15 protein-coding genes are annotated in these 26,323 nt (G+C 44.0%); 1 reads left to right on the plus strand and 14 read right to left on the minus strand.

From position 1 onward, the window contains the following. Positions 1–34: 34 nt before the first annotated feature. Positions 35–1,543, minus strand: a complete 1,509-nt coding sequence (locus J3P37_RS15895; RefSeq protein ID WP_256012339.1) for a sodium:solute symporter family protein — start codon at positions 1,541–1,543, stop codon at positions 35–37. 234 nt (positions 1,544–1,777) lie between these two features. On the opposite strand from J3P37_RS15895, the gene J3P37_RS15900 reads away from it, so the two are divergent. Beyond that, the gene (locus J3P37_RS15900; RefSeq protein WP_256012340.1) at positions 1,778–2,356 is read left to right on the plus strand and encodes a 2'-5' RNA ligase family protein; all 579 of its coding nucleotides are present in this window, start codon (positions 1,778–1,780) and stop codon (positions 2,354–2,356) included. 177 nt (positions 2,357–2,533) lie between these two features. On the opposite strand, the gene J3P37_RS15905 is transcribed toward J3P37_RS15900, so the two are convergent. The 13 genes from J3P37_RS15905 to J3P37_RS15965 all read right to left on the minus strand — a co-directional run bounded on the left by J3P37_RS15905 (position 2,534) and on the right by J3P37_RS15965 (position 26,297). Continuing rightward, entirely contained in the window at positions 2,534–6,052 is a 3,519-nt protein-coding gene (locus J3P37_RS15905) for a malectin domain-containing carbohydrate-binding protein (protein WP_256012341.1), read from the minus strand. Positions 6,053–6,169: 117 nt separating this feature from the next. Then, positions 6,170–8,971 (minus strand): glycoside hydrolase family 95 protein, encoded by a 2,802-nt coding sequence (locus J3P37_RS15910; protein WP_256012342.1) that lies wholly within the window; start codon positions 8,969–8,971, stop codon positions 6,170–6,172. Next, positions 8,971–10,557: a glycoside hydrolase family 28 protein gene (locus J3P37_RS15915; RefSeq protein ID WP_256012343.1), complete on the minus strand. Its 1,587-nt coding sequence runs from the start codon at positions 10,555–10,557 to the stop codon at positions 8,971–8,973. Before J3P37_RS15915 ends, J3P37_RS15910 begins: the two co-directional genes overlap by 1 nt. A gap of 13 nt (positions 10,558–10,570) precedes the next feature. Next, positions 10,571–12,118, minus strand: coding sequence for an MGH1-like glycoside hydrolase domain-containing protein (locus J3P37_RS15920; RefSeq protein WP_256012344.1), 1,548 nt, complete (start codon positions 12,116–12,118; stop codon positions 10,571–10,573). 22 nt (positions 12,119–12,140) lie between these two features. Further along, entirely contained in the window at positions 12,141–14,903 is a 2,763-nt protein-coding gene (locus tag J3P37_RS15925) for an alpha-d-galacturonidase (protein ID WP_256012345.1), read from the minus strand. A gap of 583 nt (positions 14,904–15,486) precedes the next feature. Beyond that, complete coding sequence (locus J3P37_RS15930) at positions 15,487–15,927, minus strand: hypothetical protein (protein ID WP_256012346.1); 441 nt, start codon at positions 15,925–15,927, stop codon at positions 15,487–15,489. 11 nt (positions 15,928–15,938) lie between these two features. Beyond that, positions 15,939–17,399 carry a SusD/RagB family nutrient-binding outer membrane lipoprotein gene (locus tag J3P37_RS15935; RefSeq protein WP_256012347.1) on the minus strand — a complete coding sequence of 487 codons (1,461 nt, stop codon included), beginning with the start codon at positions 17,397–17,399 and terminating at the stop codon, positions 15,939–15,941. Between the two features lie 10 nt (positions 17,400–17,409). Then, positions 17,410–20,460, minus strand: a complete 3,051-nt coding sequence (locus tag J3P37_RS15940; RefSeq protein WP_256012348.1) for a SusC/RagA family TonB-linked outer membrane protein — start codon at positions 20,458–20,460, stop codon at positions 17,410–17,412. A 403-nt stretch (positions 20,461–20,863) separates the two neighbouring features. After that, positions 20,864–22,051, minus strand: coding sequence for a n-acyl-d-glucosamine 2-epimerase (locus J3P37_RS15945; RefSeq protein WP_369414088.1), 1,188 nt, complete (start codon positions 22,049–22,051; stop codon positions 20,864–20,866). Next, positions 22,044–22,994 (minus strand): DUF4434 domain-containing protein, encoded by a 951-nt coding sequence (locus J3P37_RS15950; RefSeq protein WP_256012349.1) that lies wholly within the window; start codon positions 22,992–22,994, stop codon positions 22,044–22,046. The genes J3P37_RS15945 and J3P37_RS15950 overlap by 8 nt, the downstream gene beginning before the upstream one ends. A 1-nt stretch (position 22,995) precedes the next feature. Further along, positions 22,996–23,667, minus strand: a complete 672-nt coding sequence (locus tag J3P37_RS15955; RefSeq protein WP_256012350.1) for a GDSL-type esterase/lipase family protein — start codon at positions 23,665–23,667, stop codon at positions 22,996–22,998. Between the two features lie 9 nt (positions 23,668–23,676). Beyond that, on the minus strand, positions 23,677–24,333 hold the full coding sequence (locus tag J3P37_RS15960; protein ID WP_256012351.1) for a GDSL-type esterase/lipase family protein: 657 nt from the start codon (positions 24,331–24,333) through the stop codon (positions 23,677–23,679). Between the two features lie 131 nt (positions 24,334–24,464). Then, on the minus strand, positions 24,465–26,297 hold the full coding sequence (locus J3P37_RS15965) for a sodium:solute symporter family protein (protein WP_256012352.1): 1,833 nt from the start codon (positions 26,295–26,297) through the stop codon (positions 24,465–24,467). Positions 26,298–26,323 lie beyond the last annotated feature (26 nt).

Here is a 26,323-nt window from a genome sequence, read left to right on the forward strand (position 1 = left end):
TGATGATAATATTTTATAATAGATGTGATTATTGTTAGTAGACGAGTGCCTTTCTACGGATCTTTGTAAAAAGTAGCCCGACCAGAAAAATAGTGAGGGTGCCGATCACAATGATCATATTCTTATGAAGCGGGCTTCGCAGGAATTCGTATTGTGACGGTATGCTGGATGAGAAGGTCATCCACAATATAACCAGTACGCCAATGATAGTAGCGGTCAAAGCTTCGTGATTCTTACTCTGCTTGCTGATGATTCCCAACAGGAACAAGCCGAGCATTCCGGCGGCAAATATCCCGGACAATTCCCACCATATATCCAGAATACTTTTTACGCCGATCATCGCTATTCCTGCTGCCAAACCTGCAAAGCCTGCTATGGTAGTTGCGACATGCAATAAGCGTAGCGTTTGTTTTTCGTTGATTTCCGGTTTAAAATATCGCTTATAAATATCCACTGTAAACACCGTTGCCGAGGCATTCATTCCAGAGCTGATGGTACTCATGGCAGCCGATAGGATTGCTGAAACAATTAAGCCTACTAAACCTGCCGGGATCTTGGTTACCATAAAATGTGGCATTATTTTATCGCCATAGTCTTCAGGTTTGAGAGTAGCTGCAAGAGAAGTAACTTGAGCTGCCGAAGCTCCCAGGCCAGCTCTTTCTACTGCCACCTGGTGTTTGATTGTCTCAACCAGTTCCGGATGAACCTGGTAATAGGCGAACAACGAAGATCCGATCACAAAAAATATCAGTGATGCCGGAACGTACAGCCAAACACATAGCCAGATAGACTTTGAGGCGGCTTTCTCGGACGAGGCCGTGTGGTAGCGCTGCACATAGTTCTGATCCATACCGAAATTATTCAGGTTAATGAAAAAGCCGTAAAGCAAGATCACCCAGAACGACGCCTGTGTGAAGTCGGGCGCAAAGGTACCCAGGCTAAACTTTCCGTTGGAGGACCCTATATCTATAATCCTTGAGACTCCACCAGGCATCCCCTGTACAATCAGGTAAAGTATGAGGAATGCTCCAAACGTTTTGATCACAGCCTGCACAACTTCAGTCCATATAACAGCTTCAATCCCTCCCATTACGGTATAGATGATAATTACGATGCCCATCACCAGCATAATGATTTGCATGGAATAACCGGTCAGCGCCTGAAGACTTAGTGCTATCCCAAAGAAGATTGAACCCATACGGGCTAGCTGAGTGAGCAGAAAGCATACTACTGCGTAGGTCCTTGCCCATGCTCCGAACCGGTGCTCGAGATGTGTATAAGCTGAGATCTCACCGGTGCTACGATAAAATGGCACAAAGTATTTAGCGGCCACCCAGGCTGCCAGTGGCATGGAGATACTGAACACGAATGCATTCCAGTTTCCTCCAAATGCTTTTCCCGGCACTCCCAGAAAGGTATTGCTGCTAAGAAATGTGGCATATATAGATAACCCAATGGCCCAGCCAGGGATCGTTCCCGATGCTTTAGTGAACTGCTCTGAGTTTTTGTTCTTGCGGGAGAAATAATATCCTACAAAAACCATAGCAATCAGGTATAAAATTATTACAGCTAAATCAAATATTGGCAGGCTATTCATCAATAAATAATTGGTTGTGGTTTGTTAGTCTAACAAATATCTATCTGCGCACAGGTTTTTTACTATAGCATTTTTCCCAGCTATTGTATGATTTTAGCTACTTATAATATTTTACTAAAAATATTAGTATTTCTATTTTCATTTACTACCTTTATTATCAATTAGATGCAAGTATACAATATGAAATCAGCTATAAATAACCAACTGGCGTTGTTTGATACACAGAACTACGAATTCAATATTCTCATCTCTCCCACTTACCGGATTAAGAACTACGTCTATAATTTTAAGCAACAGATCAATGAAAGGATTGGTCTCGATGCTAAGAATCTATATTCTGTGCCGCACATTTCGCTTTTCAAGATGGAATCGGTTGACAATGAAGATTATATTCTTGAGAATTTCAAACAAGCTTTACTTTATTCTAAGAGGTTTAAGGTCGAGTTAAATGGGGTAGGATTTTTCAAACATGGCGAGAGTAAGAAGAGTGTCTTTCTAAATATCGTTAATCCGGAACCTATCGTGCATATCTACAAAAGACTGCTGTCTGCTTTTCGTTTAAAGGAAAGACCTTTTATGCCGCGCCTAACAGTGGTGAAAGCTATCGCAAACAGTAAGATGAACAAGATTGAATATGATTTAAGTAAGTATAATTACCATGATAACTTTTTCTGCACAAAGGTTACGGTGCTAAAGAAACCTATTAATGATGATCCGGATACAAAGTATGTAAAGATCTATGAAGCGTTGTTGAATTAAATGGATGCTTCGGGGAGTCTGGAGACTCCCTTTCATTTATGAATCCGTAGAGCGGCCATAAAACGAGTTTACAGCACTGTCAGCACTGTCCGGAGAGTTCTGAAAGGCTCTCCGGATTCAGTAATAAAAAAGAGTCTCTGACTCGCCAGGCGTCATGCAAAGAAGCCATACAGACCACTATTGTACATCCAACGCATCCACACTCACACCTTCCATGTCTATCGCAGTTAAACGTACTTTGTAAGTACCTGCATTGATCATGGTTCCGGTGTTAGTTGTGAAGTAATTCCATTTGCCTTCCCTGGTTGGAGTCAGATCAAATGTTTCGGGACTTTTCATCATAGTGCCGTCGGCGGCCAGGACTTCAATCTGGGCTTTTAAAATTCTATTGAAAGGATTGTGATATTTAACGGTCAGTGAATATGTGTCCGCTACGCCGGTGTTGATCGTCCATTCTAAAACATTTCCGGATGGTTTGTTGAATTTCACCCGCTCGCGGCCCATGAGGGCTTCTTTACCAATGCCCTTCCCTATCAGTGCGGCGTCAACAGCTTTATAAGAAATAACTTTCTTTAAGTCGTGTGCTGGTTCAAGGGCGCTGGCAGGTAGTACTGCAACTATGTACATCGCTTTTGAAGAAGCGCTGCCGGTAGTAACAGGCTGTCCGGGCTGGAATCTCTTCCGGTAAACCGTATACTGCTGGCCGCCCTTGTAGGTACTTGTGATCATTCCGCCTGTAGCTTCATAATCTTTCAGCCATGCAGGTATCACCTCTTTAACCCCGGGGTAGGCCACAAAAACGTCAGCTTCTGACCCTACTTTAAACGACAAGCCTGCTTTACCGGCTTTAGCGGTCTGGATCCACTCCGCACCATAAAGGTTCGAAGGCAATGAAACAAATGCAGCATCGTCATCCGAATAGATCTTATCACCTGTATCCATCCAGCTCATTGGGGTCCCTGCAGGAGACAGGTCCTGTATGGCCAGGGCTGAAGCCGGTGCAGGAGCAGTCTTTTTATCCAGGCTTGCTATCGCGATAGCCGATATCACAGCCTGGGCAGACTTCACCTCTGGAAATGATATCAGCAACAAACCGCCTTTTACTTTCACTTTTACAGTTTTCTTCAAAGCAGCATCATGCCCGACTTCTTTCCAGATGTCCAGGTCCTTAATAAGCACTTCACCGTTAACAGCCACGTCAAACAAACGCATGCCTTTGCAATCCATTCCACCTCCTGTTCCAAGCCAGGGTTCGTTAAAATATAGCTCTACCAGGTATTCGCCATCAGGAACAGGAAACTCATAATTAAGCTTGTCCCTTCCATAGCGGAAGTCCTGGAATAACTTCCAGTCGGTAGTTCCTGCGATAGGGTCGTGAATACGGCGCTGACTGGCAAAAAATGCGGGTGTCCCTGGGAAATCTTTCGTCCAGGAATTTGAGCCCCAGGTTTGTGTACTGGTCCGCTGCCTGTCGGCCGACCAGGTATTTCCCTGGCCGTCTTTAAAGTCGGGACCACCGCAGTTTACCCTGTATAAGTAGTTATACCCTTTTTCAGGAGCAGTAAGCGGCTTAGCACCTTTCAGAAAATCATCAAAATGCGGCGCTTTGGGTAAATGGTGAAGCACGATATAATCAGTCGCCACCTCTTTACCATTTACATAACCTTTTGCATACAGCACATTGTAGTTAATATTCACATCATCCCACTGAAAATGGGTTCCTACACCGTTCCTTTTACGTTTACCTAATGAAGCATGATTAACATCATTAAAAAGCTCCACTTCGTCGCAGTTGGAATAAATGGTAATGCTATCCTTTTTACCCGGGCTGGTCCATCTGTCTGGCCAGGTGTGCGAAACGATATAGACCATCGGATCTGTTTCTTTAGGAGCATAATTTGCTCTGAACATATAGTACACATCCAAAGGCTCTTCCCATGGTGTAAGCAAGCCTTTATAATTTACGGGCCCGACCCTGTCAAGTTCACGTAAGCCCTCACCTCCTTGTACACGACCCGGATTATCATGAGAAGTAAATAGCCAGAAGAAATGTCCGGTGGTTTTATCCTTTGCAGATTCAGCAAGTCTTACCTTCATTTCCATCAGCTGAGTCATGCGATCCTCGCTTAAAGCCGATCCGTTTTGAACGAAAGGACCTTCTGTATGCAGGTCCAGCGTTCTCCAGGCTCCATACTCACCGATAAGTACCTGCCGCTCCACATCTTTGTCGTACGTTTTAGGGTCGCCTCCGTATGTACCAGTCCAGTTTTGCGGCACATCCCAGTCCGTTCCTTTCCCGCCATTACAGGTTGTTACCAGGCGCTGGGAGGATGCTGTAGGATCAAGGCTTCTTATGAGTTCGGTGCATTCGCGGGCAAAATCTTCCGGCAGGGTACTTTCGTTTTCCAAGCCCCAAAGCACAATGGAGGGGCTGTTTCTTCGCTCTTTCACCCAATCTGTCAGCAAGTCCTTAAAGTTTTTCCTGAATTCAGGAGTATCGTACCATATATGCGCAGCCATTTGGGTCCACCAGAGGATACCATGCTTATCCCAATATTCATGATAACGGAGGTTATGAGGCTGATGGGCATCCCGGAAGGCATTGAAACCTGCACCTTTCATTTGCATTACACGTGATCTCACCTGTTCTGCAGAAAAAGCATGGCCATTTCCAATAAGATGCTCGTACTCAGCAATACCGTTTATAAACACCGGCTTACCATTTAAAAAGAATTGTTTCTGATCTTTTTTTCCGATCGGCCAGCTGATCCAGCGGATTCCATAAGGGGTAACCTGCTCATCCAAAAGTTTTCCTTTTTCTACGACCTTTGTTACAATGGAATAGAGGTAAGGGTTTTCTAAGGACCATAAGGTAACGTCTTTAAGCTGTGATTGCTGGTTTAGGATGATCTTGTTTCCCGCAGACAATGTTTGCTGTTTACTAACTTCAGCGACTTTCACTCCATCTTTATTAAGAATTTGGGTAAGCAGCGTAATTTTCCGGGATTTGTTCCCGTAGTTTTTGATCTCTGTGTTGAAGTTTACCCGGGCTGATCTTTCTGTTACTGTCGCATCATTCCAGGCATGAACGCCAAAAGGTTCAATTCGGACATCGTTGCTAACGATCAAATGTACGGGGCGGAATATACCCAGCGGCTGAGAACCTTCGGAGAAACCTCTTTCAGTAGAACATCCGCCGCAAACCCAAGGCAGGTCCTGGATATGAGGAGGGTGATCGGCGCGTACTGCAAGGGTATTTGCTTGATTGTCGAGTTTGATAACGTCGGTAACATCAAGGGTAAAAGTGGTGCGTCCGCCGGGGTGGTAGCCAACCTTTTTGCCGTTAAGATATACAGTAGCGTATGATCCTACGCCTTCGAAGTAGAGGAAAAAGCGTTTTCCGGATCTGTTGTTTTTGAGATTGAAGGTTTTGCGGTACCAGGCATAGCCATGGAAGTTTCCATGCATTAAGCGACGGTAACCGTGATATTGATCCCAGTTATGAGGGACGTTTACAGTTTTCCAGTTTTGTGTTTTATAGTCTGGTTTTTCGAAGCCAGAGTAAGCGTTCTTGTCTTCCTCATGGGCGATGGTTTGCCAGTTGGCATCGAGAGAAATGTCAGTACGTGTTTGGGCTTTGGAGGTTTGGAATATGGATATCCCTATGAAGAGGGAGAGTATGTGTAATATCTTCATTCGCAATTATAAAAAAGTTTGAATCAACCACAGAGGGCACGGAGGCACCACAGAGAACACAAAGAAATTAGCACTGTGCCCTCTGTGAGAACTTTGTGTTCTCTGTGGTTAAACAGCTTACCACTTATTAAACTTATACTTCTTCCCTTTGCGGGTAGAAAAATCAATCACTTTACCGGCATATCTCAGCACGCAGTTATTTCCTGCCTCTGAAATAACTTCTACGCTCTGCAGCTTACCATCTTTCCAGCTCAGATCAAAGGTAAAACCGCCACGGGCTTTAATACCCTTAACAGATCCATCTTTAAAATCGGATGGTAAAGCTGGCAGCAAGTCAATATACTTCGTATGGCTCTGGATAAGCATCTCTCCTATTCCGGCTGCGCCTCCAAAGTTCCCATCAATCTGGAAAGGAGGGTGCGCATCAAAAAGGTTCAGATACGATCCGCCGTTTCCGGTAGCGGGACGGATCAGCATTTTTACCATCTTCATGGCATGTTCTCCATCTTTGAATCGTGCCCAGAAATTGATCTTCCATGCAAGGCTCCAGCCTGTCCCTTCATCCCCACGGTAAATTAACGACTGGCGGGCGGCTTTCATTACCTCAGGATTCGTGTCCCAGGTAATATCATTTCCAGGATGAACACCCCACAAATGCGATACGTGACGATGCTTATTTATTGTATCATCTTTGTCTTCCAGCCATTCCTGCAACTGTCCGAACTTGCCTATCTTGTTAGGTGCGATAAGGCCATGTTTTTGATTTAAAGTATCGCGAAAAGCAGCGTCTACCCCTAGCAATTCGCCAGCTTTGATCGTCGATTGAAACAATGTCCGTATGATCTGGTGGTCCATCGTCGGACCAGCAACCAAACCTCCGTTTTCAGGAGAATTAGACGGCGTACTAATCAGTCTGCCCGTCTTAGGATCCAGAACGAGGACGTCGGCATAAAATCTTGATGCTTCCTTCATTATCGGGTAAGCCCTTGACTTCAAAAATTCTTTATCTTGCGTAAACAGGAAATGCTCCCAGAGATGCAGACTCACCCATCCGGCTCCTCCAACCCATATACCGTGGTTAGAAGCATTGATCGGAGCAGTTCCCCTCCAGGCATCTGTATTGTGATGCAGAACCCATCCGGAAGCATTGTAATGAGCTCTTGCGGTCTTCCTTCCCTCCTGGGAAAGTTCCTCTACCATTTTGAAAAATGGCTCGTGAAGCGGTGACAGATTAAGAAGCTCTGCCGGCCAGTAGTTCATTTCCGCGTTTATGTTCGTGGTATACTTACTTCCCCAGGGAGGTGTAAGCAGATCGTTCCATATCCCCTGAAGGTTCGCCGGATTTGTGCCAGGCCGTGAACTGGAAATCAACAGATATCTCCCAAACTGAACATATAATGCTGCAAATGAAGGGTCGCTGGTTTTAGAAAAATTTGCAAGACGTACATCCGTTGGAAGACTGTTGTCTTCCCGGCCAAATGCAATGTTAAATGTTTTATAATACTGCTGATATTCGTTTACATGAGCTTCCCGGATCTGCTCAGGCTTTTTTCCTTTTATACTTTCAAGAGCGCTCTGACATTTAGCCAGGGGATTGCCTGAGACATCTTTATAGTTAACATAATTAGTACCAGCAGTTAAATACAAAGTAACGTCATCCGCTCCATTGACGATAATTCTATCGTTCGTAACAGAAACATTTCCCTTGGTTGACTCAACTCTCAGTAAGCTCTCACCGCGCAATGCTCCATTTCTGACTTTAAGAGAAAGACCAAGTGTGTTATTATCCACTTTTTTGGTACTGGAATATTTGTGCGGGCTGTTTAGCAAGGTTTCAAAGCTAATACTTCCCGGTTTATCAGCCTTAATATGAATCACTATGGCCTGGTTTGGCTGACTCGCGAAGTATTCACGTGTATAATTTACACCGTTCAGGGTATAGGTTGTCCGGGAAATGGCAGTATTAAGGTCGAGTTCCCTTTTATAGTTTGTAGCAGAAGCTAGCCCTTTGAAGTTTAAAAATACATCGCCGAAAGGCTGATAGTCCGCCTGAAACTTTGCTACTGCGGGCGGCTCATCATTCTGGATCTTATATTTCCAGGCTTTCACCAACGAAATCCCATTTTTTACATCCCCGCCTTCCGGATAAATACCGATATGGCGGGAAGTGTCTTTATAACCAGCGATGCCCCCTTTATCGAAAAAATTCAATACCTGGATAGCGATGGTGTTAGTCCCTTTCTTCAGTACCTCTTTGGGAATAATGTACTTCCTACCTTCGGTATTGTCGGTGCTTCCAATCAGCTTTCCATTCACATAAGTAAAATCCTGGTCCCTTATCCTGTTTAAATCCAAAACAAGGTTTTTGCCTTTCCAGTTCTTGGGAAGATTAAAGCTAGTCCTGAACCAAACTGCACCGTCGATTTCAAGATCCTGGGTCTCCCAGCCTTCATAGGTTGGAACCTTAAAGGATGACCATTTACTATCATCGTACTCCGAAAGAGAAGGATTGCCATCCATCCCTTTGAATGTACGCATATCACTTATCCATTTTTCTCTCTGGCCTTCCGTACTTTTTAAACCCATAAATTTCTCAGCGGCGAGCTGTTCAGCCTCCTTTTGCTTTCCCTCGGAAAGTAATTGCCGCAGCTGAGGAAGATACTGAGCCGCACCTTCACGGTGGTAAGCTCTCGGCTCACCCGTCCAGAGGGTCTCTTCATTAAATTGTATCCTGTCGCTCTCCAGACCAGCGAAGATCATCGCCCCCAACCTGCCGTTTCCTAAAGGAAGTGCATCGGTCCACTTTACAGCGGGTTTGTTATACCAGAGCTTATAATCCTGAGCACCAGCGCCGAAAGGCGCAGTAAAAAGACAACAAACTGCCAGCAGCAGGAAAACTATTTTACGGGTATGGATCATTATTTCACAATATTTCTTGGTTCAACCTGAATAGTTTCAGCAACACCAGCTTCCTTGATAACAGGGGTTTTTACATTCTTAAAGTTGTTGCCATCAAGTGTGATGCTTTTAGTTCTTTCACCTTTCAAACGTAAAAACACATCTGTGCCGGCAGCTGGAAATGAATCGTATAAGAAAGCATCTTCTACGTTAGTGAGCTCAACAATGGGAACGCCAGCATGAGGTTTGAACGATTTTACACCGTCAATCTCCAATGTTTTTACGTTCTCAGCCTTTATTGAAGGACCGGTCTCGGTGTTAATCTGAACATTATGAAACTCAATTCTTCTTGCCTGTTTAATGTTGAAACCTGTTTTTGCGTCTATGTTAATATTATTAAAGCTGATATTCTCGACAGGCATCTCCTCCAGACCATTAATGAAGCAGGCCTCATTTATATTTGAGCCGGTAATATTGCTGAAATGTATATTGCGGAACTGAGGGGTCCTTTCCGATACCGGCTCAGGATTAGTTTTTGCATATTGAAGGTCAAGCACGATCGCCTGATCCCTGATGTCTTTCATCACAATATTATCCACCCGGATTTCTTCAACCACTCCTCCTCTTCCACGAGCCGACTTAATACGAATTCCTCTATCGGTGCCATCAAATACACAGTTTGAAATCGCGATCTTGCGGACGCCGCCAGACATTTCACTTCCAATCACCACACCACCATGGCCTGATAACATCGTACAATTAGTGATGGTATAGTTTTCAGCAGGAGTGTTCATTGCCCTTCCCGGCTTGTCTTTACCTGACTTAATTGTGATGCAGTCGTCGCCCACACTGATATGACTGTTAGCTATGTGAACATTGTAACAGGACTCAGGGTTGATGCCGTCAGTATTAGGAGCGAACCTGGCTGGATTAAAAATAGTAACTGCATTAACAGTCACGTTCTCACAAAACTGTGGATTTACTGTCCAGAATGGAGAATTACGAATGGTAATACCTTCGATCAAAACGTTCTTACAATACATTGGCTGAATAAAAGGAGGGCGAAGGAATCCTCTTTTCATTTGCTTTGGCTCATCAGGCAAAAGAATGTCTTTATTCAAGTCATCAAACATGTGCTGCCACTTAGAGCGCGGCTGATCTTGCTTATACCCTTCCACAAAATCCCACCATTTCTTGCCGTGGCCATCAATGATACCGCGACCTTTGATTGCAATATTCTCCGCCTTGTAGGCATAAAACAAGGGAGAGAAACTTGTGACATCCACACCCTCATACCGGCTTTTCACCATAGGAAGGTAATCGTCGAAATTATCACTGAAATGAAGTTCTGCTCCGGCATCGATAAAAATGGTAATGTTACTTTTCAGATGAATAGCTCCTGTCAGATATTTTCCGGCGGGAAAATAGACGGTACCACCGCCTGCCTTTGACGCTGCCTCAATGGCTTTTTTTATTGCCTGCGTTGCTAGCCTGGAACTATCGTTTTTTGCACCGTACTTTAAAACATTATAATAATCCTGTGCCGATGTCGTGAGTGTTGCTCCTGTCAGGCAGCAGAATAGCAGTATCCTCTGTATGTATTTCATTTATATGTTTTGACTAGATCTTACCTTTTAATTTCTTTAATTTATTTGCTTTCGCGATTTCTTTACCGTCCGCAAATACCCGGAATCCTTTTCCTTTTCCGTATTTGGTACCTGTTTTATCCCAAACAATGGTCAGCAGTTTTCCATGGTATGGAACCTTATCCAGATAGAACCAGTCCCACTGTCCCTCAGGAAGTATCGGGTTTATTTCCAGGGTATTGTCAGCACGAGGCTTCAGACCAACCAGGTCGTTAATGATCAGATCAGCAAAGCTGGAGTGATTGTAAAACTTACTTCTCGGATGATCACCCTTCAACCACTCACCATTTTTCTCATCCTGGTATTCACCGATGTAAGTTTTTCCATTCATTTTGTGAGACATGGCGTACTTATGAAATTCATCATAAAACACCTGCTTCGTCATGTTTCCTTTATGCTTGTAATTAGTAAGCAAATTCGACAATCCTTTAAGTGTTTGTGTAGTTGCATAAGGCCATACCGCGCCGTCCCACTCGCAACCATGTCCGGAACCATGGGTTCTGAACAGAGGATGACGCCTTTCTGCGGTTGTTAGTCCCCAGGGAGCGTTAAACCCGTTAGTATCCAGGATCTGATCCCATTGTTTGGCATATTTTGCTTTATCCTCCGGAAGATTAAAATACCATGGAATAAAACCGATAGCTTCCCTAGCATCACATAAGCCACCTTTCTCGTAAAGAACCTTAAAGAATGAAGCAGTATCGTCCCAAAGTTTCTCATGCACCGCTTTTTTCAGGAAGTCAGCTTTGGGTTGGTATTTACTCTTCAATGAATCTATCTTGAACAGCTCAGCAATTTCAACCATCGCTTTCGCATTTCCATACATATAGCTATTGATGGTTGGGCGAATATGTTTCTCCTTGCGACTTCCACTTATGGACTCTTCCATTGCATCGCGCACATCGAACTGCCAGAACATCTTGTTTGGAGCCTGCTTTTCCTGTTCCCATTTGCCGTAGTCTGCATCCAATTCGGGTACTAACTTGGTAAGGAAGGCTTTATCATAAACCACTTTGTAGTGGTCAAGAACCGCATCGTGGATCCAGCTGCTGAAGGCATGAAAACGTTGCACTTTGTGTTTCGGATCGATATAAAACCAGAAATTTATATAGTCTTTAATGTACTGCGGGTTTCGTAGCCACCGGCCCTCATTGATCTGGTGCCCCAGACCACTGCTGATCGCGTTGTATTTTCCTGCATGATTTGCCGGAGTAATGAATTCTGTTACGACATGTCCTTCTGGCGTATGCTTGATATGTTTGCGGTATGCCCACCAACGGAAATAGTAAATGCGCTCGATGGCCGAATCAGGGCAGTCGAACAAAGGGATGTTTTGCGAAAGCCATTCCAACGACTGTGCATTCGGCACCATGTTTATTACTGCTTCCTCCCGGTCGTCAGCGTTAAATTCTTCTACATATCTCTTCAGATCGGCAGTCGCTGGAAAAGTGTTCTGCTGAGCCGAAGCAGGCTTAAAAGCTAAAATTGATAAGAACGCTATAATGCAAATTCTGTAATTCATTTCTGTTTTTATTCTAATCAAACTATTCAAATAACCAATCTATTTCTTTACCGTGAGCTCCTAAGCCCGCGTTGTAGATTTTGATTTCTTTATTGCCATCTATAAACCCTAATACAAGTAAGGATCCTTTTGGCAGGTTTAAAGTGTGTGTACCGGCAGCAAAAGCATAAGAGTGAACGTTTACAGGTGGCATTCCATCTATTAACGTTGCATTAGAGATTTTAATCTCACCCTGTCCATAATCATTCGCGCTGGCGTCGGTTTCCAACTCCGGGGCTCTAGCAAAAGCATTATCCAATTTGTTGAAATATCCTATAAGGAGTTTCACTGGCTTAGAAGTGGAGAATTTAATACTTGTTCCACTAGTGATCTGGCTGGCGCGTGAAAGCTTCAATCCTTTTAAGCCTTGCAGCTCGATAGCTGCATCTTTAACTTGCAGGGTTGTATCTGAGAAAATAGCTTGTCCCGGTGCAACAGTATAAAAGCTGGCTTTAGGAGAAAGTATTTTCACGTCTGCATTTTTGAAAGGAACTTTTTTGGCAGCGCCGCTTATTTTATTTGTCTTTAAGGAATCAATGCTACTCTTAAACTGAGCCAGTTCTTTCTCAAACACGGGCATCATTTCAAACCAGTTAATATAGGTAGCATCTACTCCTCTCATAGGGATCTTACGTTGAGCAGTTTGCATACTGTTTGCATAAAGATAAGTTCCCTTCGTCAGCTTAACCAGCTCAGCATAGTGTTTAACGCTGCTTTCTAACAGGGGAAGTGCCTTCTCAAGGTCGGCAACATTCTCAGAGTATTTATACCGAAGCACTGCCACAGCAGCTCTCGCCTTTTGAGCGTAGAAGTTTGCCATCACATTATAACAATACATGTCGTTCTTAAGGCGTGCAAACTCCTCTTTATTTTTGGTTACAAAAGGAGCAGCCTTGTCTATAGCTTCCACCGCTTTTCTTCCATGAGCCACTACTTCATCAGCTACTTGTATCGGAGTTTCACCGATGTGCTTCTGATTTTTTGCTTCCTTCTCGGCGTACTCGATGATCATTTCACCTTCCGGAGCTTCCGACTCATAAAGCAAAGTGAACAGCCCATAGCGGAAAGGGTTGATAAGCTGTGTCATCAACATCCCCAGGGTAAGGGTCTGACGATTACCATCAGTAATGCCATAGCGTCTTAACAATTTAGGAGATATCTCTCCAGCTTCCTCGTGTGCTTCGAGCACATTCTTTCCCTGCTCAGGCTTAAGTCCGAAAGTATCCGCCAGGGAATTGGACCAGTATTTCACTTCTTCATCTTTGTTACGATTAGCTTTCCAGGCATAACGTGCCCAGGTTTTATACCACATCCAGTCGCGGTCTATCTGCAGCAACCGTTGTCCTTCTACCTTATCGGCAGTATAAGGCCAGTCCCAGTAAGATGCCTGTGGATACAGATGAAGACCGTTCGACTCATACACATTATGCATTGCCTGCACTGATTTTTGTATAAAGTCAGGCGAGCTGTAGCGGAAGGGTTCGAGGTTGGCAAGAATATGTACATTTTGAATATGAACGGTGCCGATCCTGCTCAAGCTTCTATGAAGTTCAGCCCACTTGCCACGGGGTGTGTAAGTGGTCAAAGCTTCACCGTTATATTTCGCCATGGTATAAAGGTTCTTATAAATAGGCAAGGCCTCTTTCATAACACGAGGCGCATCTGAATCGTGAGCACGCAGTACAATGGGTGGCTCAGTTGTCTGATTCAGGGCTTTCAAACCATCCTTAACACCCGGAATGATCGTCTTTGTAAACCAATCGACGTCATCCTGACCCACTCCTTCCATAGCCTCACCTAAAGTGATCAGCAATCCTACATTAGGATATTTTTCAACGAAAGCAGCAATAGATTTGCGGGTGTAATCTGAGATTAAAGGAGTGATCGGACGATTCCTGTCCTGCGTTTTTATGTTATGCTTTTCGGCGAAAGGCTTCGAAACAATAATATTATAGAACATCTGGATCACCCAGATACCACGCTTATTAGCTTCTTCGGTGAGGAACTTAAACATCTCCTCGTTCTTTCTGAAAGTAGCATCGTCAACTTCTACCGCATAAGGGTACTCTTTCAGCTTCACCAATGAAGCAAAAGGATGTCCATTCCAGAGGTACAGGGAATTGTAGCGATTCTCTACCATCATATCCAGGTACTTGAGCCAGTGCGACTTATCGTAGAACCATGGAAATTGTTCTGGAGTGTACGGATACTCATAAACCGTTCTCCCTGGAAGATAATAAGGCTTTTGAATACCGATACAGGTGCCACGAAGTACCATCTCTGGTTTATCGCTAATATTCAGCTGCACAGGAAGTTTCTTCTCAGCAAGAATCCTGTCTGCCAATTCAAGACATCCGTATAGAACACCTGTATTATCTGCACCACCAATAATGGTGTTGTTTAGATTCGATGCAATTGAAAAGCCCTCTTTTCCGGGATTTTCGTTAATGCTTAAACTGTATTTTTCTTTGGATGCTCTTACTAGTTGGCTTGCTGTCTCTCCGGCAACAATAACAGCTTTCGCTTTAGGAAGAGTATTCTGTTTGAGTATGGTAACTGTGTAGCCGGCTTCTTTTAAAGCGGCTGAAAGCTTTTCTGAGCCGAACGAAATCCGCTCGTGAGCATTTACAGGTATTACAATTGAAATTACTTTCCGGGCCGGGGGATTGTTGGATGCGAATGCTTTGCCTGAACTAAATGATAGTAGGTAAATAAAGCTTGCCAGAACGTAAAGAAGTCTTTTCATTCGTTGCTTGTCTTTTTAAATGTATGCGTGTGCGTGCGTGTGAACTGGTTAGACTTAAAAAGTCTGGTTAGTTTTGATGATCAAAAGTAGGAGCAATAAGGGAGAGATAATTATAAAATCTTTTCTATCTATTATAGGATATTAGCGCCGTCTGAAATAAAGTGGTTACAAAGTAAGGAATATGTTATAAACCTGCTGCCTATGCGGAGTCGGGAGACTCCTTTTCATTACTGAATCCGGAGAGCGCTGCGCTAAACTCTCCGGACAGGAAGGTACGTCGGACAGGCAGGGGTTTACTCAAGAGGCCCTGAAACAAGTTCAGGGTGACGAAGAAACAATTTTGTACGTCAGAACTACTTTTTATGCGCCAAACGTCATGCCGAATCCATTTCGGCACCCCTTGAACTATGTTTAACACAAGAGGCCCTGAAACAAGTTCAGGGTGACGAAGAAACAATTTTGTACGTCAGAACTACTTTTTATGCGCCAAACGTCCTTCAACACCGGTTGCTGTCCGTAGACTGAGCGAAGCGGAGTCTACGGATTAGCCAATGAACAGCAGTCTCTGACTGCTTTGCAACCTTTACTGAACCGTTAGCGTAACGCTCGAAGTCCTGCTAAGCGTGTTCTGGTTAAGAACTTCCACATCGAGCTTGATACTGGTTCCGCTCGCCAGCCCGGCAGGCACCTGGTAAGGCAACAGTAAAGAGTCAGTTCTGCTAACTGCTGAATAAGCTTTAGCATAAGCACTCGTCGAAACAGCTTGCCGTGCGCCTGTTCCAACAGTTGCATAGAGGTTTATTTTATCTACGGGGTCGTCCGACCAATACCGTAAATCCAATTGAAGCGAGCTGCCAGCAGGCACTCTGGAAGTTTGTGGTGGCACTACTGAAAGGCTAGCTATAACAGGAAGCTTTCCTACTATTTCGATATTATCCTTTAACCATTCATCGGGGGCATTCTTCTCACAAGAGGCACCAAGAAAACATAAAAGAAGTAAGGGTAAATATATGTTTGATTTCATTTTGAGAGTCTTTAATTAGTAAACAACCAAATTTTCTGTGCCTGATCAGGAATTCGTGGAACATTAGCGTTCCGCCCTGGTTCGTTATCAGCATACTTCGCTCTTTGCACAAAGCTAGAACCCAGGAAATTCCTAAGAGGCGGTGCAAAGCCAGGATATATACTGGTACTGTATTCATGCCTTCTGAGATCGGTCCATGTTTCCATTTGCATAAAAAGAGCAATGTACTTCTGAAGCATTATGTTTGATAATGTAAGACTAGCAGCACCTACAGCTATCCTGGGATCGTCCAGGTAAACGGAGGGATTAGTGATACCCAGTTTCAACAAACTTCCTTCAATTCCATTGCGATAAGCAGTATACGCCTCTGCCCTGTTAGTGTTCAATAAGGCTTCCGCACGGATAAACTGTGTTTCCGAATAAGTGATGATGGGCACAATTGCAGTGCGGGCGCCATAGTACGTATTAGCGGTAATATCGGTATTAGCCAGGTTTGCTCCATTTTCATTTCCGAGGGAACCTACCGGTCGACCCACATAAGTTGCAGCGCCGGCATTATCGACGAACTTTGAAATCCTGGGATCAAGCAGGCCCGGATAGAATGTGCCGTTCAGCAGATTAATAAAATACGTTGAAGGCCGGGCATGTTTGCTGGCCTGCACTGTGTTTCCCAGGTGGGTGAACCAGGGACTTGGCCTATCGGTTGTATACCTGAGCTGAAGATCTAATGATCCGGTTTTATCATCGAACGCCAATGCAGCGTCATTGGCAGCGTTTTGGTAATTGGCAGCATCTTTTTCAGTCAGGTGAAGATAATACCTTGCCCGAGTGGCGTAAGCCGCTTTCAGCCAGTTAGCAATATTACCCTTGTAAATATGGTCACTCGTTCCAACCCGTAGCGTAGTCGATTCAGGCAAGGGCTTTTGAAGATCAGCAATGGCACCATCCAACAGGCCTTTCAAATGCACCATGTATATTTGTTCCTGCGGATCGTATCTGGGACTCAAATTCGCCGCGCCCTGAAAAGCTTCCGAATAAGGCAAGTCGCCCCATATATCGGTAGCCTGCATCAGGTTTAAGGCCATTAATAACTTACCGATACCCGCATATTGAGGTGCCCCCTGTGCTTCAGAGCGTTCTGTGAGTTCTTTTAGGTTGGGCATCGCATTCAGATACGCTGATCTCCAGATATTATCAAAACCATAGGGATTATAGGAATCAATATTGGCTTCCTGATTTGCGCTACCGGCAAAATATTGCGGATAGTAGTTCCCGTACTGACCCACATTAAAAAAAGTGGAGTCAGTATACTCGATAGTTGCGGCCAGCAAACCTGCCAGACTCACCTGCTCCCTGGTGAGCCTGGCGGGATTATCATTTATATCCAATTGCTTATTGCAGGCTAACAACGTTATTGCGAGCAAACAATAAACCGGGTAGTAAATAATGCTGCTTCTTAAATTCTTTTTCATGTTTGTTGCTCTAAAAATTAACATTTAATCCTAAAAAAAAGCTTCTGGTGGTTGGAATACCAGTGCCTACATAACCTGCTGCATTGGACCCCGCGCCGTAGGTGCTCGACTCGGGATCAAAACCAACAAACGGTGTGCTTACCCATAGGTTATTGCCGGTCACCGAAACTGATGCACTTTTAATTCTCGTATTACCAAGTACAGACCTTGGCAGGTCATACGATAAGGAGATATTTTGCAGGCGTATCCATGATGCATCCTGAAACCCGTTATTTTCTGATGCCAGCCGGTAAGCAAAAGCGTTATTATAAAAGGCCTGATCTATAACAACGGGAATGTCATTTGGCACATACTGAGGACTTGTAGCTGTACCCACATTTTTAACTCCTTTGAAGATCACCTGGGTATTCCTGAGTTCCGTTTCGGCACCAATACCTGTGACATAACGCTGCCACCGGGCTATATCAAATACATCTCCCCCCTTTCTGAATGAAAACAGGAAGGAAAGATTAACGCCTTTGTATGATAGGTTACTTCCCAGGCCGCCGCTCCAGTCAGGATAAGCATTTCCAACCAGGAAGTTATCCGCAAGGACGGTTGTAACCCCGGGTAAACCTGTAGTTCCGTTTAGGATGAGCTGACCATAGTAAGGGCTGCTTGCGTCTTCCACGCGGAGATAAGGCCAGCCATACCAGTCGCCGGGCCTACCGCCCGTTTTGATGATCTGTTTCAACCATGGAGTCTCAGGATTAAATGTGATTTCGTTGATCCCCGGAGGCATAGACAATACCCGTCCTTTTGTTCTCGCCCAGTTTGCCTTTAAATTCCACTTAAAATCTGTTTTATTGATGATAGAGGCATCTACCAAAAACTCCAGAGAGCGGTTTCTTATTTCACCTGCGTTTGTTACAAACAGATCAAAACCTGAAGCGAAGCTAACCGGCACAGGTACGATCTGATCGATACTATTGGTTATCGCGTAGTTGGCATCCAAAGATACCTTATCCCGAAAGAAACGGAATTCGCCGCCGAATTCTAGCCCTTTGGTCCTTTCAGGTCGCAGGTCCCCGGCCCCGAAGTTAAGATTTCTGGCTATACCGCTCACTCCGCTAAAAGATTGAAGGGGTGAATAATAAGAACCTATCTGATAAGGATCTGCATCTTTACCAACTTCCGCGTATGATGCCCTTAGCTTTCCGAAATTGATAATGGGATTTTCACTTAAACCTAGCGTTTCACTAAACACATAAGCAATGCTGGCTGAAGGATAAAAGAACGAGCGGTTATTTTTAGGCAGGGTTGATGACCAGTCATTTCTGCCGGTTACTCCTAAAAACAGAGTATTATCGAAGCTTGCTTTTAAATCAGCAAAGACCCCAATGATATTTCTTTCGGAAGGGAAACTGGTTGTTGTATAAACTGTATAATTATTTATACTTTCTAAGCCAGGAACAATAGCCTGAGTCCCGGCACTCGATAAACTGGTACGCCTGATATTAGTAAACGTGTGTCCCACCAGGGCATTTAAGCCCCATTTATCGGTCAGGTCTTTTGTGGCACGAACAATTAAATTCGAATTGATTTCTGTATAGCCCTGTGAAGATTGGGTCATTGAACCCAAAGGAGTGATTAAAAGACCCGTTTCGTTATACGCAGAGCGTTCGTCTGTATAATGGTCAATACCTGCCTTGTAATTCACCGACAACCAGCTAAGCGGGTTATATTCCGTACCGATGGTGCCTAGTATACGATTCACATTGTCTTTTAAGAATGAGTTTTCTGAAAAATAAAAAGGGTTTTGAAGCGCCGCATTGTAAACCTTCTGTGTACCGTCGGGATTCAGGTAATCCGTAACGTCAACGGTATTGGTATGACGCATAAGGTAAAAAATCGTTCCGGAACCAACTCCTGTACGCGGATTCTTACCTCCTGAATTGATATAATTAGCTGAAGCATCAAACTTGAGCTGTTTCGACGCTTTCAAAGTTCCCGACAAACGAATCGAAGTTCTGTCGTAGTTCGAATTTGGAACCACGCCATTCTGGTCAGCCCGAGCTATGGATGTAAAATAAGTAGCATTCTCGCTTCCGCCGCTAAAGGTCAGCGACTGCTGAGCTATGTGACCTGTCTTGAAGAACTGGTCGTAAGGATTATAAACCGAAGTTCCCGGTTCGATCCTGGGCCCCCAGGTATTTACGCTGCTTACAAGAGCTCCGTTATTCCCGTTACCATAAGTAGTTTGAATAGGCGGAGTTTTCCGTACATCATCAAAGCTATAGGAGGTTTTGAAGCTGAAGGTTGCTTTTCCTGCTTTACCTGACTTCGTGGTGATCACTATGGCTCCGTTAGCGGCTCTCAGACCGTATAATACTGAGGCTGCCGGTCCCTTTAGAATGGTCATCGATTCAATATCATCCGGATTTATGTCCGAAAAACGATTGGTATTCTGAAACTGGTCGCCTCCCGAACCTCCGAACTGATCGGTATTATTAGATACAGGAATACCATCGATAATAAATAGTGGCTGATTATTTGCGGAAGGATTAAGTGAATTGATCCCTCGGATCTGTATACGGGTTCCAGCCCCCGCAGCGCCGCCGGCGCTTGTAATTTGCACTCCTGTCGCTTGCCCCTTCAATGCATTAAGCACATTAGGCTGATTTGTGCTGGTGATATCTTCGGATCGTATTTCCTGAACCGAATACCCCAACGAGCGCCTGTCTTGCCGCACTCCCAGGGCCGTAACTACTACCTCGCTCAGGGCTTTTGTATCACGGCGAAGCACCACGTCAATCTGGTCTGCGGTCCCAACCGTCCTCTCTTGGGTTGTAGTACCAATAAATGTAAACACGAGTACCTGGCCCTCGCTCGCTCTGATGGAGTAGTTGCCATTTGCATCTGTCGATGTTGCTGTTGATTCTCCTTTAATGGTTACTGAAACCCCTGGCAAGGGGGATCCGTCTTCAGCTGAAGTGACGCTGCCTCTTATTAACCGGGGTTGCGCAAGAACATGCAGAGACAAGAAAACCATACTTAGGAAAAGTGTAAATGGTTTTTTCATAATAGATAGATTTTGGGTGAAACCTATATGTAGAATCCTTTATACCAGATTTTTGTTTCGAATAAATTTTATTATTCTTATTACGTTCACACAGCACGTTTAAGCTTAGTTTCTTTAAAAAACGCACAAATACGCAATCAGTCAGAAACTAAACCAGTATTTACAACTAAGTTACCAAACCTTGGGGATGCTGATTGTAAACTGTGGGTACAGCCTAGTTTACAATTCATGCCGAGCTCCTTGATAATCACAGAAAACACAGAGAAGGCACGGAGGACCAGAAAGATCAGCATTTCCTTCTGTGTAAACCTCTGTGCCCTCCGTGGTTATACCCCAAAACTAAAAAGCAGCGACCGTTTCCGGCCGCTGCTTTCAAACATTGACTATATAGAGAAATAAGAAACTATTTCAAAGCCACAAGATTTGCAGGCTCGTGTTCGAGCGTCTTCCAAACCTGATAAAGAGCTCTGGGTATATGAAAACATCCTTTCCACTTACCACCTTTTAATGGAAGCAGTACTTCCCCCTTGCGATTAAGGTAACCGAACCACTCTCCATATTCGGCATCACGAAAATGCTTCCAGGTATATTCATGTAATTTCTCAAACCAAATTTTACACCTTTCATTTCCACTCACATGGTAAGCCTTTGCCATACATACCAAAGCCTCCACATGAACCCACCATAATTTTTGATCCCACTCAAGCTGCTGAGGCGGATAACCTTTAATATCCTTAAAATACAGTATACCGCCAAAATCCTTATCCCAACCGTATTCAATTGCATTCAAGGCAATTTCAATCGTTTTATCGATCAATGGTTGGCTTTTAATCCGGATACCCAGATCCATAATGAACCACATAGCCTCAATAACGTGCCCGGGATTCACTAAACGACCTTCAAAGCAATCAGCGAAAGTACCGTCCTGATACACATTTTCCAGGATCAAACCACTTTCCGGCTGATAAAATACCTCCATCACCTCATGGATCACATCCTCTATGAGTGTATTTACCAACTTAGGATCAAGGATATGCTCCAACTCCAGCGAAAGATTGCTCAGTATCATTGGCAAAGAGAAATTTTTCAGATCCCTGGTTCCCGGGTAGATCTTGTTGTATTTGCCCTTCGTATTATTGCGGCGGTTTATGATGTTCTCAAAGGTGTTTTTGGCGATGTCTGCATATTCGTCTTTTGAATTCGCTTTATATAAAGCCGCAAACCCCATCGAAGCGAAACAGTCGGAAAAAATATTGTACGGCTGTATTAATGGTTTTCCATGCTGATCCAGAGAGAAATACCAATTTCCCTCTGCGTCACGGCCGTACTTTTTCAAAAAATCCGCCCCGTGCTCTGCCATTTCCAGCCATTCTTGCCTGGCCTCCACATTGTTATACAGCATGGAAAACATCCACACCTGACGCCCCTGTAACCAAATAAACTTATCCTTATCGAATACTTTCCCATGTTGATCGAGACAGGTAAAATACCCTCCTCCAACATTATCCTTTGAATGTTTCATCCAAAAGGGAATGATATTTCCAAGTAATTCTTCTTTGTATAGTTCGCTGTATTTCTTCATCTTATCCATTTTCCAAATGTTCAAGGTATTCGAGATATTCTTTGTATCTGTTATATAAATGCCCGGCCTGCAGATATGCCGATTGCGGACTCATAAAATGTGAAAATTCAAATGTGATGGCTTTTTCGTAACCGGCCTTTCGCGCAGCTTCCAGCTTTAAGCGAAGTTTTTCAAATTTGATAGGCAGGAATTTTATAGGCATATCACGGTCGAAACTTTCAGCATTCGTCCAGCACTGCAAGCCAAATTTATCGGCCATTCCCTTGTTTACCGCAAAAAAGTCGCCTAGCTCGTGATAGTCAATATGACCGTCCTGAAAAGCTACAGCATCTACTGCACCCTGTATTCCATCGAATATTTCGCTCCACTCTTTTTCATGTTCCGACAAGGAAACCGCATCCTCCTTGGTAAGCTCACCAGAAGCCGCCATAACCGCCTTTTTACCATCTATCCATGGGGAAATGAACGTCGGCAAGCCATTACTTACTTCCTTGCATTGCATTCCCAGGGTACGGAATGCCTCTGTCGCCCCTTTCGTACGGCGGCTTATTTCCATACTCAGGTACCAGCCTCCAAAGCTTTTATAGTGACCGTATCGCTGCCAGACCTCATCGATGACGAAACGATTAGAATCTATCTCTGAGGATAAATTTCCTGTATCCCAATAATGACCGCTGTCATACAAGCCGAAGTAGAACTTCATATCATATTTCTCCGCAAGCTGCAGGTACATATCTACCAGGTCGACCGGCGGCTGGTAACAACCAAATTCTTTTTGCAGGTATGCAGAGGGATAGGTAATAAACCTCCGGTAGCCGCTTCTGATCAGGATCACCGTATCTATTCCTACAGCCTTCATATAAGCAAAATCCCTGTCCCACTCAGCCATTCCCCAATTCTGGTGGGGGATATCGTGGGATATTTCGTCCAGGAATGTTCCTGTAATCTTCATTTTATAAATATTTTTTGTTTCTCAAATAGTCCACCCACAACACATAAGCAGCAGGTTTGATATGAATACCATCCATTGTCAATTCAGCTCTCAACTTTCCCTGACTGTCGCTAAATACTTCGTGCAGATTGATATAAGTTAAACGGTACTCAGCAGCCAGTTTTTGGATTTCCTTGTTAAGTTGGGTAACGAGATGCCCTTTATTCTTAAGATATGCTGCTGTGAGAATATTCTCATTCATCGGCAGCACGCTCTGCACATATAAGTTGGTTTTAGGCGAACCCTTTTTTATGTGTTCAATAATTTTCCGGTAGTTGGAAATGATCACTTCAATAGGAAGATTTCTCCCTAAATCGTTGATACCAATAAGGAGGAATATTTTTTTAGGTTGACTCTCGACAATTGGAGCAAGCCTGGCCCTTACACCGAAGGTGTTATCTCCTCCAATCCCACGATTCATGATGACTTTACCAGGCAGCAGTTCATGCCACATACCTCTTTCCGTGATGCTGTTGCCCAGGAACACTATTGATCTTTGAGGCAAAGGCAAGCTTTTAAAGAGTTCCATCCTGCCCTGGTAATATGTATTATTATAATTGCTATCTATTTTAGCGCTTTGTGCTTTTACCGATACACAAGCAAAAAACAGAAGAGGAATAAGTAGTTTGTTCATTAGCTTCTTCTATAAATAATTATTCGTTTTTAGATATTGCGCCCATAAAATATAAGCCACTGGCTGTAAGTGAATTCCGTCCGTAGTCAGATTGATTTTCATCTGAGCACTATTATTCAGATCAGCGAACACATCCGTGTGAAGATCTATAAAAGGCAGCCCGTACCTAAGAGCCAGCGATCTTAACTGGGTGTTCAGTTCTCGTATCTTTTCATTCGTCAGCTTAGAATACGAAGATGACAGGATGGTTTCGGCAACAGGCAGCACACTCTGAAAGTATAACCTTGTTTTAGGCGAATCCTTTTGGATCTTCCTGGCTATCCGTTCGTAGTTGTTTACGATAACAGCCGGAGGTGTCCCCCGCTTCAGGTCATTTACGCCAATCATCAAAAAAATCTTTTTTGGCTTGGATGCCAATATCTCATCCAGCCTGTAAAACACACCGAAAGAATTGTCGCCGCTAATTCCCCTGTTCAGTACATTTTTTCGATGAATAAGCTCCTGCCACTCTCCTGCCTCTGTAATGCTGTTTCCCAGGAAAACAATTTCATTTTTTCGATCGGGAATTTGTTTGAAAAACGACAGCCGCTGTTTATAATAACCGTTTGCATAACTGCTATCAACGGAGGCTGCCTGCTGGCAAACCGCTGAATGCGAAGACACCATACACAGTATGATTAACAGCACGCTTAATAGGCTTACCCCTTTCGCCGGGTGGAAGCATCTTATTTGAAAAAACAAGACTGCTCCCTTCGACGATAACAACAAACCTATTGAACAACCATTCATTGCAGAGATCATTTGTCAGCTTCCTTTAAATGATCCCACCAGAATTTTTTCAACCAGATACTGGTGATGATCAGCACGCCACACCAAACCACCATCTGGGTATTTTCACGTATCATAAAATAGATCGGAATAACCACCTGAGCCATCTGCCAGACAATACCAGCGGCTATATTAGCCATGTCACGGTTGAAATCTTTATTAGGGACGAAAGATGGATCTTCGGCCATCACCTCTCTCTTGATTGGCCCCCAGAATCCCCATGGACGGGTTTTACGATAAAAATCTTTCACTGCCTCGCGGTTAGGAAGAGGCTCCATATAAGTTCCGATAATACAGCCGATCGCCGAGATAACAAGGATCACTGGAAAAACATAGATGTCCACGATATCCGGAAAAACAAATAATTTGACAGTAGAAGCAACCAGACCGAACAACATTCCCCAGAAGTAGCCGAGACCGGAAAAGCGCCACCACACCCATTTTAAAAGGTTGGCAGCCACATACCCCCCATACAAAGCGGAAGTGAGCCAAAGCGTAAGTTTCGTTAAAGATGAAGCATTAAATCCAAAAATGATACCCACTACAACCAACAATACAGAAGAGAGAATGCTGAGTCTTATATATCTCTCATTTGAAGCGTTCGGATTGATATACTTCTTATAAATATCGTTGACTATATAGGCTGGTGCCGCATTTATGAAAGCTGAAAAGGTACCCATAAATGCCGAGAGGAAACCCGCCAGGATAAGTCCTTTTAAACCGCTGGGTACAAATTGGTTGATAGATAAAGGAAGCACCTTTTCAAAATCGATATTGCTGCCCATCTTTCCCATTTCCGGCCCAAGATATACCAGTCCCAGAACAGCAAAGGATGCGATCATAAGATACCTGGGAATATACATTACAAAGATGGTACTGATACTCATCTTTGCAGCTTCGGATGGAGTACGGGCTGATAAGATACGCTGCATATCGTAACTTGGAACAGGTCCTGCAATAGAGGCGAAGATCCCCTTGAAGAGCATCATCATAAACAGCAATCCGAAGAGCCCAAAGCCATCAGCTTCAATCTTTCCGTTCACATTTGGAAGTGCAGTCTTACTCCAGTCGAGGTCAAGGTTCCAGCCGAAGAACAGATCCCCCCATCCTGCCGGTACTGCCGCCTGGATCTGCTCAGCAGTTACAGACGTGTAAGCAATATATCCGATGGCAAAACAGGAAGCAGTCATAATCACAAATTGCAGCACTTCTGTAGCCACAACGCTATACATCCCTCCTTTAACCGTATAAATAGTAGTCAGTAAGCAGATCAGCAGGGCATAACTTCTTTCAGACGTCAGGTGATATGAGCCTATATTCATTGAAAGATCCCATGGCAGGATCGCTGTACAATATTTCCCGATCCCCTCAAAAAAATATGCGATAAAACCAATGACACTGATCACAGCAAAAGTTACAATAATGATATGGGAGAGCTTCGCGCCCTTGCCATCTCCAAAGCGGAAAGTTATCCATTGCGCACCCGTCATTACGCCCGAACGTCGCATCCAAATCGCCAGGTAAACGAAAATGAACACCTGGTTCCATACAGGCCAGAGCCATGGAATCCAGGCACTTTTCAGGCCATAAATAAAAAGGATACTTACCGTCCACATGGTTCCCGAAGTATCAAACATACCTGAGGCGTTACTTAAGCCTAGGTAATACCATTTCATGGTATTGCCACCGAGGAAGTACGAGTTAAGATCCTTGGAAGCTTTCCTGGAGATATAAAATCCCAGCAAAAGAATTCCAAAAATGTAAGCAAGAATAATTGTGATATCGAGTATACTTAAGCTCATCTATTTAATGGTGTGTGTTGTGCTGA

The sequence above is a fragment of the Desertivirga xinjiangensis genome (assembly GCF_024436435.1).
Classification (GTDB): domain Bacteria; phylum Bacteroidota; class Bacteroidia; order Sphingobacteriales; family Sphingobacteriaceae; genus Desertivirga; species Desertivirga xinjiangensis.